This is a genomic window from Chitinophaga hostae (genome assembly GCF_018224885.1).
In the GTDB taxonomy this organism is placed as follows: domain Bacteria; phylum Bacteroidota; class Bacteroidia; order Chitinophagales; family Chitinophagaceae; genus Chitinophaga; species Chitinophaga hostae.
This window is the reverse complement of the sequence record NZ_JAGTXB010000019.1, coordinates 1-16,318: the sequence shown is the minus strand read 5'-3', so window position 1 is coordinate 16,318 and position 16,318 is coordinate 1. Positions and strand designations below refer to the sequence as shown.

The window sequence follows — 16,318 nt, the reverse complement described above, 5'->3', positions numbered from 1 at the left end:
ACTGCGCGGAGAGGAATGCATGTATATACAATGTTCCGGCTCCCTGTTTTTTATACCGGTTACCGGCTCCGGGCAGTAATGGGCAGCCGGTTATGCCTGCCGAAGGTAGCTGTATTAAAAAAATATTACCAAAAAGATCCGCTGATTAATTTTAATTGTATATTAGACAATTATTAATCGGGTTTTCAGATTCACTATGTTATTAGTTACGAGCCGCAGGTAAGTCAGTTCCGGGGCCGGTTTCACGTTTATGTTAATTTTCCACATATGAATGATGTGCATCTTCAACAATTTGCAGACGATGTTCTTTTAAATTTGCTGAAAGAAGATAACAGGGAAGCATTTGATGTGATTTACGCGAGATATTGGGAGCGGTTGTACTGTTACCTGGTAAAAGCAATTAAGGACACCGCGGAGGCAGAAGATATCCTGCAGGAGATATTTGTTTCATTATGGAAGCGCCGTAACAACCCGGATGGCATTGAATCACTCAGTACCTACCTGTTTTCCTGTGTGCGCTACGGGGGATTCAGGTATATACGTAACGAAATAAAAAAGAACAACTTCAGAGCATCGTGGCGCCTGCTCATCAACGAAGAAGACGACCTGTTTGAACGGCAACTGGCGGCCAATGAGCTGACCAAACTGCTGAACAGGGAAGTAGATAAACTGCCCTTGAAAATGCGGCAGGTATTTATTTTAAGCAGGAAAGAAGAACTCTCCTATAAAGAAATTGCCCATAAATTAAATATCTCCGATAAAACGGTGAAGAAACAGATTAGTAATGCACTGAAGTTTCTTCACGTAAGACTGCAAGGCTAAAAAAATCCTGAAATTTTTTTATTCCATCTACTACCACCGTTTATTTTTGAACACTTCCTTAATAGCTGCCTTAAATTTCGCATCACTGATATGAATACGCAGCTGGTATAATGTCCCGCATTTCAAATAATTGCTGATGAAAGAAAATGACCTTAAGCGCCTGCTGGATCGTTATTTAAGAGGGGAATGCACCCCTGAAGAAGAACGGCAGCTGGAGGCAGGATTTGACAGGCTTGCCGCTGAAGGAGACACGGAAGTATACGACAGGGACAGAAAGCTGCATAGCATCAAACAGAAAATAGACAGGCAGATACGACAGGAAGGATGGATACGATTCCCGGTTATAATGAAGATGGCAGCTGCGGTGATGCTGGTATCGTTTGTACTGGCATTTTGCTACTACAAGCGCGCCTATTTCATCCACGGTTCAGCTGCCATTCAGTATGCAGTTGTGGTGGCGCCAAAGGGAGAGCGGAAGAAGCTGACATTAAGCGATGGCTCCACGGTAATACTGAACGCCGGCTCCACACTAAGGTACCGGGTGAAATTTGACCGCCACACCAGGGAAGTAACCCTGCTCGATGGAGAGGCCTTTTTTGATATACAGCCCAACGATAAAGTCCCTTTTGTGGTAGCTACAACGGGAACGCATACACGGGTATTGGGCACGGCCTTTAACGTACAGGCGTACCAGTCATTTGAAGCGGTGAAGGTGACGGTAATACGCGGCAGCGTTGCGGTAAACGGAGCCTCCGGGCAAACACCGGTGGTACTGTTGCCGGATGAGCAGGTAACCGTTAACACCACTACCGGACAACAGGCTAAAAATCACGTGAACGCGGATGAAAGTATTAGCTGGGTGCAGGGAAGATTTCAATTCAGAAATGAGACACTGGCAAATGTTGCGCTGATTTTACAAAACCGCTTTAATGTGAAGATCGGATTTAAAACGCCCGGCAGCAGGGAAATCCGCTTCACCGCCAACTTTGAGGCCACTGATTCATTAGATAAAATCCTTTTCGCTATTGCCAAAGCGAATGGACTGACCTATTCCATAAAAAATAATGTGGTACTGTTCTGATATACAACAGCTATCCGCAGGATATAAAGACCGGTCCATCCACGTTTCTTATGCATGACCGGATCAGCAGCGTTTAAAAATAAGCAAGCCGTTTTATTTAACCAAAGCATTCAAATGTATGAAAAAGATCATTTGGTATTATCTCTATGCCATTCAGAGAATGATGGGCATCAGTTGCAGACTGTTTTTATTGACAATATTGGGTACCCAGGTATTGCTGGCCGGTACTTCCTCTGGTCAGGCGGCCAGGGAGATAAAGATTAATGTGCATGTAGAAAACAGGTTACTGGCAGATGTGCTGGCCATCATTGAAAAGAAAAGCGGTTTGGGTTTTGTATATAACGATAAGCTGGTGGCTAAATACAGCAATATATCCGTTACAGGGGAATCATTATCCGTAGCTGCCGTGCTGTCCAGGATATTTAAAGATACTAACCTGGACTACCTGGAAAAAGACCGGTTGATCATTGTAACGGAAAAAGCAGCCAAAGCAGCTCCGCAGGATATATATGTCGGCACTAAAGACTTTCAGCAAATAACCGTCAAAGGTAAAGTTACTGATGACAAAGGCGAACCGTTGATCGGCGTAAGCGTAAAAGTAAAAAACGGGCATACCGGCACCTCCACCGGCGTGGACGGACAATATTCACTGACCATCGATGATGAAGCCGCAATATTGCTGTTTTCCTATGTTGGATACCAGGACCAGGAGTTGCCTGTATCCGGTAAAACAGCTATAAATGTGGTGATGAAGCTAACAGTAGCCAACCTGCAGGAAGCGGTGGTAATTGGTTATGGCACACAAAGAAGAGCGGATGTAACCAGTGCAGTAGCAACCGTGAAGGCAGATAATTTCGTGAAGGGACCCGTACTCGACGCCGGACAATTACTCCAGGGCAAAGTAGCCGGCTTAACGATTGCCTCACCCAGTGGTAACCCTACCGACGGAACACAAATTTTGTTGAGAGGTAACACTACTTTATATGGCGCTAACGCTAACCCGCTGGTAATTATTGATGGGATTCCCGGCGACCTTAAAACAGTGGCGCCCGAAGATATCGCTTCCATGGATGTATTGAAGGATGGTTCCTCCGCCGCCATTTATGGTGTTCGCGGTTCAAATGGTGTAATCATCATCACTACCAAAAGAGCAAAGGGCAGTTTTACCAACAACGTTGATTATAGCGGCTATGCTACCACCCAGGTGATTTCAAAAAAGCTTGACATGCTCACCGCACAGGATTACCGTGATCAGATCAAGGCAGGAACAAGGCTGGCCGCATGGGATGCAGGCAGTAACACCGACTGGTTAAAGGAAGCCACCCGCACGCCGCTGACACAGGTACATAATCTCACGATCAGGGGGGGCAACGACAAAACCAATTACCTGGTATCTGCCAACTACCGGGCATTGCAGGGCATTTTCAGAAAGAGTGATAACAACACCTTTACCGGCAGGATTGACGTGAACCACAGCATGTTTGATGATAAACTGAAACTGAACATCGGCATCTTAAATCAAACAAATAATTACACAAGAAATAATAACGGAGATAACAGTTTTAACGGATGGATCTACCGGCAAACGGTGATCCGCAATCCTACAGAACCGGTGCGCAATGCCAACGGCGATTTTTATGAGCAAACCGGCAACTTTGATTACGAAAATCCGTTGGCCCTTTTGTATGAAAGCGATGGCGAAGCAAAAAATGTAAACTCCCGTATGAATGCCACCCTTACCTACAGGCCCATTAATAATTTAAAATTATCCGCACTGTTTTCCTATGCGCGGTTTAATGCCAACAAGGGTTATTCAGAAAGTAAAAAACATATTTCAACCATTAAAAGCGGTTTAAACGGTTTTGCCTCCGTAAGCGCAGACCTGTCTATAGACCGGCTCACAGAGTGGACAGCGGAATACTCCAGGTCTTTCAGGAAGCACCAGGTCGTATTGCTGGGTGGTTATGGTTACCAGGAGAATACCTCTTCCGGTATGTATTCCGATAACCAGGATTTTCCGACAGATGTTTTCGGATATAATAACCTTGGACTGGGAGAAGGTATAAAGAATAAGCTGGCCAATATGAGCAGCAATAAAACGGAAACAAACCTGATCAGCTTTTTTGGAAGATTGAATTACAGCTATGATGATAAATACCTGCTGATGGCGAGTTTGAGGCGTGAAGGGGCCAGTCAGCTATATGGCGCCAAGAGTCCCTGGGGTAATTTCTGGGCTGTTTCAGGCGGCTGGAGAATTTCCAATGAAAGTTTTATGAAAGGCCAGGATTTATTTGATGACCTGAAACTGCGCGCCGGATATGGTATCACAGGAAATCCGCCACAGGATGGATTCCTCAGTCAACCGCTCATCACCTACGGCGATTATGTGTATACAAACGGCAAGTGGACAAGGATATTGGTTCCTGCCACCAATGGTAACCCATTTATCAGGTGGGAAGAAAAAGGCGAAGCTAACATCGGTTTGGATTTCAGTTTGATGAAGGGAAGAGTAAGCGGTAGCATAGATGTGTATAACCGCCGCATTTCAGGCTTGCTGTATAACTACGCCGTGCCAAGTCCGCCCAATCTTTACCCCAGCACAACGGCCAACGTGGGAAAGATGGAGAACAAAGGAATAGAGATCATGTTGAATTTTGTGCCGGTAAAATCAAAGGATTTTGTCTGGAATACCAGCGTGAACTTCTCTACCAACTCCAATAAACTGATCAGTCTTTCGAATGAACTGTATCAAACTACCACGCCTTACTTCACTACCGGCGGCGCAGGTGTGCCCATACAAACGTTTACGAATATCGTGACCATTGGTAAAGGGATTGGTGATTTCTACGGATACAAAGTAATTGACATCGATGATAACGGCAAGTGGATTTATGAAGGAAGAGACGGAAAGGCCGTTAAGTACGATGATTTTGCGCATAGTTTTGAAGACAAGAAAGTGATCGGTAACGGGTTGCCGAAATACTATGCAGGCTGGAACAATAATTTTTCCTATGGAGATTTTGATCTGGGTATCACTATGAGAGGTGCATTTGGTTACCAGATCATCAACTCCCAGAGAATGTATATGGAGAACCCGGCTATTCAGAACTATAATATTTTGAAATCCGCCTATGATCCGGTGTTTGGGAAAACAGCGCTGAAGGTAAATGCGCTGGAGTTTAACAGCTATTATGTGGAAAACGGGGATTTCTGGAAGGTGGATAATATCACTTTAGGCTACACATTTAAACACATAAAAAGTAAAAGCATAAAGGGGGCGCGTGTCTACGCATCCTCTCTGAATACGTTTATCATTACAAAGTACAAAGGGCTGGATCCGGAAGTAAACCGTATGGGACTGAGTCCTGGCATGGATGACCGGGACAAGTATCCGACTACACGTTCATTTACCGTAGGTGTGAATCTGAATTTTTAACATTGAAAATATTAGCTGATGAAAAAGTTTAGCATCATTTATACGTTCGTGGTAATCCTTGCTGTTACCATTACCTTGCCCGCCTGTACCAAATTAAAAGACACACCTTATACTGCCATCATATCCACTTCATTTAAGCCTACCAAGGCAGACCTGCCTTCGCTGGTAGGAGCGGCTTATTCACAGTGGCGTTTTATATTGCTCGACTGGAACGGCTTGTGGCGCGCGCAGGAAGTTTCAGCCGACCAGCTGGTGATCCCGAAGCGCCCGTGGGGATGGTTTGATGATGGTGTTTATCAAAGATTACATAAGCATACCTGGACCACGGATGACGATGTGGTGAAGCAAACCTGGTCACGGACCTACGCAGGTATTACCAACTGCAACAGGATTATTTACCAGATAGAATCCGGACTTATCCAGATTGCGGAAGGAAAAGAAGCAACGCTTGCTGAGCTGAAAGTCGTGCGGGCATCTTACTACGCCATCCTATGCGATTTTTACGGCAATGTTCCTATTGTAACAAAGTTTGATCTGCCGGTAGGTTTTCTCCCCAAACAAAATACCAGGCTGGAAGTATACAATTTTATTGTAAAGGAGTTATTGGATAATATCCCTTTTCTCAGCGCAGATAACAATGCTGCTACCTACGGTAAATTTAACAAGTGGGCTGCGTTTACACTGCTTGCCAAAATGTACCTGAATGCCGGTGTTTATACGGGAACAACCAAGTGGGTGGAATGTGTTGCCGCCTGCGACAGTGTCATCAATTCCAAAGCCTATATACTGGAGGGCGCACAGAAAAATGTGTTTGTAACGGAGAATCAGAATTCGAAAGAAATTGTTTTTGCGTTACCGATGGATGAAGACTATACAAATAACTGGAATGCTTTTGATCTTCATATGCAAACATTGCAACAGGAAAACCAGGCCACCTACAACCTTAAGAATACGCCATGGGGTGGTATTTGCGGTATCCCCCAGTTTCTAAGCACTTTTGACCCGGCCGATGCGCGTTACCAGCGTAACTGGATCAAAGGGCAGCAATATACCGCATCAGGACAAATGTTGTATGTAGCCCAGGGCGATTTTGCCGGTAAACCGCTGGCCTTTATAAATGAATTACCCGGACTGGAAAAAGGAGAGTCCGTACATGGTTTCCGCCTTGGTAAATTTGAAATAAAAATGGGTGCTACCAACAGGTTAAGCAATGATTACCCGATTTTCCGGTATGCAGAAGTATTGATGATGAAAGCGGAATCGCTGCTGAGAAACGGCGATGCCAATGCTGCCGCCGCTATTGTTACCCAGGTAAGACAACGAAGTTTCGCAGCGGATCCTGCGAAGGCGATTGTTACCGGTGCGCAACTGCAGCTGGGCAGTAGCTATGCCTATGGCCAGCAGGATAAGGTAAACAACCAGTTCACCAATGAAGGCGGAGCAGATATCCGGTACGGACGGTTTTTAGATGAGCTGGGATGGGAATTTGACCAGGAAGGGCACCGGCGTACGGATATGATCCGGTTTGGTGTATTTACCAAAAAATCGTGGTTATCGCATGCAGTTACCAACAACATTAATAAAACGTTGTTTCCTATACCGAGAACTGAAATACAGAAAAATAATAACCTCGTGCAAAATCCCGGTTATTGAGTGATGAACCGGCAGCTGTTCTTTCAAAGAACAGCTGCCTTTTTTACCTGCTATGACCAACCGACGTTTTTTGCCCCATTAGTATTTAATCATTATCTTGGTTGAAGGCATCTTATAAAGGATCTTCAAAGCAAGATACAGTGATCTATATTCCTTACCCACGTACCAGTATTATATACCTGTTTTTAGCAGCGCTGTTTGCCTGTAGTATTCTACAGGCACAACAACCTATTAGTCATCTCGGCATTGAGCGGGGGCTGTCGAATAACTCCGTTACCTGCATCCATAAAGACCGTTACGGGTTTATGTGGTTTGGAACCTACGATGGGCTAAACCGTTTTGACGGGTACGGTTTCAAAGTTTCCCGGCAACAGCTTAAAGTACCTAACTCCCTGGCCAATAACCGCATTGTTACCATTGCGGAAGATTCTACCGGCTATATGTGGGTAGGCACCAAGCATGGCGCCAACCGGGTAAAAGGACCAACTGGATTATTTCAGCCCGTATATTATTCTTCATGGGGAAAAAAAGATACGTTACCGGTATTGTCAGAAGTGTATTCGATTGTTACAAATCGCAGGGGAGAGGTGTTGATGGGCACTTCCAACCACGGACTATTGGTGTATCCGCCCAATAGTGGCCTGGCCAGGCAGGTGCCGCTGGTAAATGGCGATACTGTTTTTACCGGTAATATTCCCGGTATCGTGAACGACGTGCAGGGCCGTTGCTGGCTCATTGTGCAGAATGTGGGGCTTTGCCGCTACGAGGAAGACAAGCAACGTATCACGGTGGTAAATCAACAGCAAAAAAGAGGGAACTGCCTGTTGGCTGATAATGCAGGATTGTTGTGGATGGGCACCGATGATGGCGTATACCGGTATGATCCCGCCACTAACCAACTTTCCCGCTCGCTGCAAGCAACACGGCAGCAGGATACTAAGGTGTTCGGTTTGATGATCGATGCGGGCCACCAACTGTGGGTATCTACTGATGGCGACGGTATTTTTGTAATGCCAGCAGCAGGTGGCGCCGCGCGGCAGCTCCAAACCGGGAAAGATAAATCATCCCTTACCAGTAACGCCGTGTATGCCGTGTATGAGGATCAGGACCAACGTAAGTGGATTGCCACACTCCGCGGCGGTATTAATATCCTGGATAAACAAAAGTCCCGCTTTACTACCATCGCAACAAATCCTTTGGCAGATGGGAGCCCGGCCGCCAATTTTGCTTTTTCATTTTGTGAAGATGAACATAAAGACATCTGGATAGGTACCGATGGCGGCGGCATTTCTATCTGGAACCGCCAGCAGAATTGTTATACTGCTTTTGCCCATAAAGAAAACAATCCCGGGTCCCTCAGCAACGATAATGTAACCAGCATTGTGAAGGATCAGGATAACAATATTTGGGTAGCCACCTTTGGAGGTGGTATCAACCGGTACAACCGGGCAAAGCACACTTTTGAGAAATATTCGTGCAGTCTGAATGGTTATGAAGATAAGTTTGTATGGAAACTATACATCGATAGCCAGAACACGCTGTGGGCCGGCACTTGTATGGGCGGCACCATTTACCGCTTTAATAAAACCGCCAACCGGTTCGAGTGCTTTGATCCCGGCTTGCGCGATATAATTACCATTGGGGAAGACAGGGCCGGTGATCTTTGGTTCGGTACTTATACTAAACTGATCAAAGCAGATAGGAAAAACCGGCAGCACCGGTATTATGATATGGATTTCAACGTCCGTGCGCTTTATGAAGACAAAGCCCATCATTTCTGGGTGGGCACCGAAGGGGGCGGTTTACTCGAGTTTGACCGCAGTACCGGTAAAGCCAAAACCATCGCAGAGCAGCAAGGATTACCCAATAACGCTATATTAAATATTGAGGAAGATAATAAGGGCAACCTGTGGATGAGCACCTATAATGGTATTGTCCGTTACAATCCCGACAGCAAACAGTGTAAGAATTTTTATGAATCGGATGGTTTGCAAAGCAACCAGTTTAACTACAATGCGGCCCTGCGGCTGTCGACCGGCGAACTGCTATTCGGCGGCATCAAAGGGTTTAATATTTTTGACCCCGCTGCTATCGCGGACCATACCGATTTTCCGGCCCTGCTTATTGCGGGTTTGAGGATCTCCAATACGCCCTATGAAGAAGGAGCGGCCGGAAGCCACGCCCAGCCGCTCAGTTATCTCAATAAGCTGGTATTGCCTTATGATAAGGCGGTGTTCTCCCTCGATTATGTAGCGCTGGAATATTCTTCCCCCGATAAGATCAGTTATGCTTATTATATGGAGGGCTGGGACAACGACTGGAATTATGTAAACACTCAACGAACCGCTAACTATACCCGTTTGCATGAAGGCAGTTACCGCTTCCGGATAAAGAGTACCAATGCGGATGGTGTATGGAATCCGCAGGAACGGATCATAAAAATTACGGTGTTACCGCCCTGGTATCGTACCTGGCTGGCATATATGATATACGGATTGCTTACCGGCGGGCTTTTGTACGCCTATCGTTTTTACCAGCAACGACAGGCACGTTTACGTTATGAAATAGAACTATCGCGTTTGCAGTCGGAGAAGGAAAAGGAAGTACATGAAAAGAGACTGTCATTTTTTACCAATGTATCGCACGAATTCCGTACACCGCTTACGCTGATTATCAACCCCGTAAAAGAACTGTTGTATAGCGACGGCCGTCAGATTGAAAGCAAGGACCTGACGATCGTATACCGCAATGCCCGCCGCTTACTCAGCCTGGTAGACCAGCTGCTGTTGTTCAGGAAAGCCGACCAGGAAGAGGAGCAGTTAAAAATTGTACCCCTGGATCTGGCGGCTATCTGCCGGGAAGTATATCTCTGCTTCACCCACCAGGCCGGCATGAAAAAGCTGCAGTTTGATTTTAATTGTAATAATGAGCAGGTAATGGCCTATGCCGACAGGGAGAAAATAGAAGTAGTATTATTTAACCTGTTGTCGAATGCCTTTAAGTATACGCCTGACGGCGGAAGCATTGGCTTTTCCCTGTCAGACACACCAGAAGGCATTGTTATCCGTGTTACCGACAGCGGCTGCGGTATCCCCCGTGATGTTGGCAACCGGTTGTTTGAACGTTTTTACCAGGTAACCGGGAAAGATACTACCCTGAAAAATGGCTTTGGTATCGGGTTGTACCTGGTAAAGCAGTTTATCGGGGCGCATAAAGGCAGGGTGGCCTATGAAAGTGAGCCGGGAATGGGTACTGCTTTTATCATCACCCTGCAAAAAGGGAAAGATCACCTGCACGGCTATCCTATTTTTGAAGAAGCTGCCGGAATGGAGTCCCTGCTGGAAGAACTGGTGGAGGAAGATGACCTGGCGCAGATGGAAGCGGAGGAAGCTGCCGCCGAAGATACACTCGATGTGTTATTGTCGCCCAGGCCAAGTATGCTGATTGTAGACGACAACGGCCAGATACGGGATTATATTAAAAGCATATTCAGGAACACTTTTAATATATATGAAGCATCGGAGGGAGGGGAAGGCTATGAACTGGCCAGCAGGCACCTGCCGGATATCATTATCAGCGACGTATTAATGGAAGGGCAGAGCGGGATAGAATTGTGCCGGCAAATAAAGTCCGACCCGGCGCTGGGGCATATCCCGGTGGTATTGCTGACCGCCAGCTCTTCTCCCGAAATAAAATTAAAGGGTATTGAAGGCGGGGCCGATGATTACCTGAGCAAACCATTTGATAAGGACCTTTTCGTAGCCCGCATCACTAATATTATCCGGAGCCGTAACATCCTGCAGCAGTATTTTTATAAAGAGATAACGCTGAATGCCGGTACCCAGAAAATATCGGCTGAGTACAAGGAGTTCCTGCACCGTTGTATTGCCGTGACCGAAAAGCATCTTGATAACCCGAACTTCAATATTAAAGTGTTTGCTCTCGAAATAGGGATCAGTCACTCTACGCTGTATAAAAAAGTGAAATCCATTTCCGGTCACTCGGTCAGTGAGTTTATCCGTTTCATCCGGTTAAGGAAGGCAGCCGAACTGCTCATCAATACCGGCTGCAATGTTAATGAAGCAGCTTTCCAGGTAGGATTTAACGATGTGAAGTATTTCCGTGAGCAATTTTGTAAGGTCTTTGAGATGAATCCATCGGCCTATATCCGGAAATACCGTCGGAAATTTGATAGTCAGAAAAGTTAAGTTTAGAAAGCGGAAGGCCTAAAGCTAAAAGCTATTGAAGCGAATGATGAATGCGGGAAATATCCGTTAAGATTATTCGCATCAATAGCTTTTAGCTTTAGGCTTTCTGCCTTCCGCTCCCTGAAAATCAGCGCCTTATTCCCAATTTCTCCCCCAAAATAGGCGAATCTCTCCCCCTTGTTTCAGGATGATTCATCCGAATTTTACCCCTGTCAACCAGCGTAATACGGGGCATATCGCCACCGTCATTCTAAACAGCAATACCGACGTTATGAAAAAAAGCTACTGTTGTGTACGGTCTTTTTTGCGGATAACCTATGTTGTCCTCTTATCCCTGACCTCATTACCTTTTTCCACTTTTGCCGCCGCAAAACCGGCCGGCGTTATCATTACCGGTAAGGTAACTGATGAAAAGGGCGGCCCCCTCATAGGTACCACCATCGTGGTGGAGGGCACCCAAAAATCTACTTCAGCCGATGGCGATGGTAACTACCGTATAGATGTGCCCGACGGGCACCGGGTGCTGGTATTTTCCTGTATAGGATATATTACCCGTAAGCTATCATTGGGCAGTGGTGCTGTTTTGAATGTGAAAATGCAGCCCGATGAAAAGAACCTCGGAGAGGTGATCGTGGTGGGGTACGGTGTACAGAAAAAAGTGACGGTAACCGGCGCGGTGGCCTCCATTGGTACAAAAGAATTGCTGCAATCGCCGGTGGCTAACGTATCCAATATGCTGGTAGGGCGCCTGCCAGGCCTTATTGCCGTACAACGCAGCGGTGAGCCGGGGCAGGATGGTTCCAGTCTCAAAATCCGCGGTATTGGTACTCTCGATGCCGGCTCGGGCTCCGACCCGCTGATCATGGTAGATGGTATTGAACGTTCCAACATCAACCAGATAGATCCCAACGAAATAGAAACCATCAACATACTGAAGGACGCGTCTTCCACGGCAGTATACGGGGTAAGGGGCGCCAACGGCGTTATCCTGATCACTACCCGCCGTGGTAAAATGGGGCCGCCAAAACTGAGTTTAACTTCCAACCTGGGCCGGCAAAGTCCTACACAGCTGCCTAAAATGGTGAGCAGCTATGACTATGCCCTGCTGAAAAATGAGGCGCTGAAAAATGATGGCAAGGAGCCTTATTTCACCAACGAAGACCTGGAGCTGTTTAAATCCGGTAAGGACCCGGTGTTTCATCCCAGCATTGACTGGTTTGATATGATGCTGAAACCTTATTCCCTGCAGTCGCAGCATAACCTGAATATCAGCGGAGGCACCCAGCTGGCGCGGTACTTTATTTCCGGTGGCTACTTCGATCAGAACGGGGCTTACCGCTATGCGGATTATAACCCCGGGTTCAGCGCCAATCCAAAATACAAACGGTATAACTTCCGGTCTAATTTTGATTTTGATATAACCCCTTTATTTACCGTAAAGGTGAATCTCGGCGGACAGGTAGAGAATCAGAATTACCCGGCCAAATCTGCCGGCGATATTTTCTTTGATGTGCTTTCTGCAAATCCCTTCAGCAGTCCCGGTATCGTGGATGGTAAGCTGGTAACTATTTCCGGCGCAGTAAACGCGCGGAACCCTTTATTGACCATGCTCAATGCGGGCTACCAGCAGCTGTTTAAAAGCAATGTGAATTCGTCCGTTATTCTGAACCATAAGCTGGATTTTATCACGGCGGGTTTGTCGGCCCGCGGTACTATCGCTTATGATAGCTGGTACAGCCACTCCGTAAGGCGTTCCAAAAATAACGTTACCTATCTCGCCGTAAAAGATCCGGCCAATGCAGGCAATGTACTGTATGTGCCGCAGGGCGAAGAAACTACGCTTGGCTTCAGCGAAGGATACGATAAGCGCCGGAAAATATACGGTGAACTGGCGCTGGACTACAGCCGCACTTTCGGTGCGCACACGGTAACGGGTTTGCTGTTGTATAATCAAAGCAAAGCCTATGCACCGAGTCTTACCTATAAAGTACCCAATGCTTACCTGGGAATGGCAGGCCGTATTACCTATAACTTCAAAAGCCGTTACCTCGTAGAGTTTAACATGGGATATAATGGTTCGGAGAACTTTCCTGAAGGCAGCAGGTTTGGCTGGTTCCCGGCCTACTCCCTTGGCTGGGTCGCCTCTGAGGAGCCTTTCTTTCCAAAAAATAAGTACCTCACCTTCCTGAAAGTCAGGGGATCATATGGAGAAGTAGGTAACGACAAGCTGTCCGATATCTTCAATGGCGGATCACGATTCCTGTATCTTCCTTCTGCCTTTGCATACGGCGGTGGATATAATTTCGGGGAAGTAGGGTCTACTTACCAATGGTATGGCGGCTCTTATGAAGGTAAACTTGGCAACCCGGATGTTACCTGGGAGCGGGCGAAGAAATCGAACATCGGTGTGGAAATGAAATTATTTGACAGCAGGTTTTCTTTCACCGGCGATTACTTCCAGGAAAAGCGCAATAATATCCTGGCCATGCGTGGCGCAGTACCCGGTATTGTGGGTGTAAACGACCTGCCGGCATACAACCTGGGCAGGGTAAGCAATAAAGGCTTTGAACTGGAAGCCGGTTATAATGATCATGCAGGTAACGTGAATTATTGGGTAAAAGCGAACTATTCATTTGCCCGCAATAAAATAGAATTTAAAGATGAAGCGCCACGTTCGTATCCTTACCAGAACGAAACCGGCAACCCGGTAGGCCAATATTTTGGATTGGTGGCAGAAGGATTGTTTAACAGCTGGGACGAGATCAACGATGCCAAAAGACCGCAGTCGTCCTATGCCCCGGGGGCCAATGGCCGCGATGCTTTGCAACCGGGCGATATCCGCTACAAGGATGTAAATGGCGACGGCATTATTAATAACGACGACCAGATGCCTATTGGCTATTCGCAGTTCCCGCAGATTATTTACGGCTTTTCATTTGGCGGCTCCTATAAAGGATTTGATGCCTCTGTGTTATTCCAGGGGGCAGATAAAGCATTCGTGTACCTGGAGCAAATGGCGGCATGGCCTTTTGATACCGACTGGCGTAATGCCATGACAGTACACCTGGAGCGCTGGAACGAAGAACGGTATAAGGCAGGAGAAAAGATCAGTTTCCCGCGTTTGTCGCAAAGCCCTGCGGGTAACAACTATCAGCGTTCCAGCTACTGGCTGAAAGATGCCGGCTATGTGCGGTTGAAGAACGTGGAAATCGGGTACACCTTCACCGAAGGTATCCTGAAACGGGCCAGGATCAGCAGTGTGCGGGTATATGCCAACGGTATGAACCTGGTTACCTGGTCGTCGCTCAAAACCTATGATCCGGAAGCGCCGGATGGCCGCGGACAGTTTTATCCGCAACAAAAAGTGTACAACGTAGGGTTGAATCTGCAGTTCTAAAAAAACAAATCATGCAACAAGTAAAATATTATATCATACTCAGCCTGCTGTTGGGCGCCTTTTTTTCCTGTACCCGGGACTTCCTGGAGAAGCCGCCATCAGTGGATATTACGGAGGACACGATTTTTTCAAAGCTTCGTAATGCAGAAACATTTTTGTTTGATGTATACGGTAACAGTATCCCTTCCGGGTTGCCTACAGGATGGAGTAATTCCAGCAGCGGCGGTATCGTAGCCGGTGTGCTGGCAGCTGCCTGCGATGAAGGTGATATTGCCGACAGCTGGCCGGGAGCCAACCGTTTTAACGAAGGACAATGGAATGCCAACGATAACCCGGAAGATGATTTTAATACCCATTATAAAGCTATCCGCAAAGCCAATATTTTTATGGAGCGCATCGATGGTGTACCGGATGCCAGCGGGGAATATAAAGCGCAGTTAAAAGCAGAGGCACGTTTTCTCCGCGCACTGCAATACTTTGAGCTGGTGAAACGCTATGGGGGCGTACCGATTGTAGACAAGCGTTTGCTGAACAGCGATAATCTCAAACTGCCACGCAACAAGTTTGAAGAATGCATCAACTTCATTATCGGCGACTGTGATGCCGCCGTTGCTGCGTTGCCCGCAGCACAAACAGGTTTCCTGCGGGGGCGCATTACCAAAGGCGCTGTGCTGGCGCTGAAATCACGGGTACTGCTATACGCCGCAAGTCCCTTGTTTAACAGTGCTGCTTCCTACGTAACTACTACCGATGCTACCGCTACGCTGGTGGGTTACCATAACTATGATGCCGCCCGCTGGCAGAAAGCGGCTGATGCCGCGAAAGCTTTGCTGGACTGGGCTCCTGCCGGCAGCTGCCGTTTGATCACGGAGTTTGGGGCAGATAAGAATTATGAATATGCGTGGTCGCAACCCGACAACGCAGAAATTATCCTGGCCAATAAATCCAATGGCTGGTGGGGTATCTACAGCGACTATTTCAATTTCACCATGCCGGTAAATATTTATGGCGGCTGGTATGGTATTTCCGTGCCGCTGAACTTCGTAAAGCTTTACGAGAAGAAGACCGGTGGCGCGCAAACCTGGCCCCAGTCGGGCGATAACGCCAATGCCATGTATGCCTCCCTGGATCCCCGGTTTGCACAATCCGTCGGGTACAACGGCAGCAACTGGAACAGCGAAGTAGGTGCTGTGCAGATGTATATTAAGGCCGACGGTAAACCTGCCCTGCATGGAGGCGACCGTGGCGGCGGACAGTGGTTGCATAAATTCCTGCCGCGAAACGTTACCTGGTCTACCTATGGCGCTACCATTAACTGGCCGGTATTCCGCCTCGCGGAATTTTACCTTAACTACGCCGAAGCGCTGAATGAGGCACAGGGTCCTGTAACGGAAGTATATGCCGCTGTCAATACCATCCGCGCCCGCTCCGGTATGCCTGCCATTTCCGGTAAAACAAAAGAAGAAATGAGAACGGCTATACGAAATGAACGTTCCGTGGAACTGGCATTCGAAGAACATCGTTACTGGGATGTACGGCGCTGGAAAATTGCCGGCGATGAAGGGATTATGAACGGGAAGATGTATGGCCTGAGACTGAAGCCCATAACCGGCAGCAGCGAATTTCATTTCGACCAGGTGGTGTTTGAACAAAGGGTGTGGAACGATAAGATGTACCTGTATCCTTTCCCCAACACGGAGATCTACAAACAATACATTGTG

The 16,318-nt window shown here is 47.2% G+C and carries 7 protein-coding genes; all 7 read left to right on the top strand.

Going from position 1 to position 16,318, the window contains the following annotated elements:
* Positions 1-267: 267 nt before the first annotated feature.
* Complete coding sequence (locus KE626_RS27010; protein ID WP_211976146.1) at positions 268-822, top strand: RNA polymerase sigma-70 factor; 555 nt, start codon at positions 268-270, stop codon at positions 820-822.
* A gap of 136 nt (positions 823-958) precedes the next feature.
* A complete protein-coding gene (locus tag KE626_RS27005) occupies positions 959-1,903 on the top strand; it encodes a FecR family protein (RefSeq protein ID WP_211976145.1) in 945 nt (314 codons plus the stop codon).
* 118 nt (positions 1,904-2,021) lie between these two features.
* A complete protein-coding gene (locus tag KE626_RS27000) occupies positions 2,022-5,339 on the top strand; it encodes a TonB-dependent receptor (RefSeq protein ID WP_211976144.1) in 3,318 nt (1,105 codons plus the stop codon).
* Positions 5,340-5,357: 18 nt separating this feature from the next.
* Positions 5,358-6,992: a RagB/SusD family nutrient uptake outer membrane protein gene (locus KE626_RS26995; RefSeq protein WP_211976143.1), complete on the top strand. Its 1,635-nt coding sequence runs from the start codon at positions 5,358-5,360 to the stop codon at positions 6,990-6,992.
* A gap of 140 nt (positions 6,993-7,132) precedes the next feature.
* Positions 7,133-11,200 (top strand): hybrid sensor histidine kinase/response regulator transcription factor, encoded by a 4,068-nt coding sequence (locus KE626_RS26990; RefSeq protein ID WP_211976142.1) that lies wholly within the window; start codon positions 7,133-7,135, stop codon positions 11,198-11,200.
* A gap of 271 nt (positions 11,201-11,471) precedes the next feature.
* The gene (locus KE626_RS26985) at positions 11,472-14,597 is read left to right on the top strand and encodes a SusC/RagA family TonB-linked outer membrane protein (protein ID WP_211976141.1); all 3,126 of its coding nucleotides are present in this window, start codon (positions 11,472-11,474) and stop codon (positions 14,595-14,597) included.
* 11 nt (positions 14,598-14,608) lie between these two features.
* Positions 14,609-16,318, top strand: a 1,710-nt coding sequence (locus KE626_RS26980) for a RagB/SusD family nutrient uptake outer membrane protein (protein WP_211976140.1), incomplete at its 3' end; no start/stop codon positions are given.

Bases quoted from the DNA above. Each gene is read 5' to 3' on its own strand.
- KE626_RS27010 (WP_211976146.1), top strand. From the start codon at position 268: ATGAATGATGTGCATCTTCAACAATTTGCAGACGATGTTCTTTTAAAT.
- KE626_RS27005 (WP_211976145.1), top strand. From the start codon at position 959: ATGAAAGAAAATGACCTTAAGCGCCTGCTGGATCGTTATTTAAGAGGG.
- KE626_RS27000 (WP_211976144.1), top strand. From the start codon at position 2,022: ATGAAAAAGATCATTTGGTATTATCTCTATGCCATTCAGAGAATGATG.
- KE626_RS26985 (WP_211976141.1), top strand. From the start codon at position 11,472: ATGAAAAAAAGCTACTGTTGTGTACGGTCTTTTTTGCGGATAACCTAT.
- KE626_RS26995 (WP_211976143.1), top strand. From the start codon at position 5,358: ATGAAAAAGTTTAGCATCATTTATACGTTCGTGGTAATCCTTGCTGTT.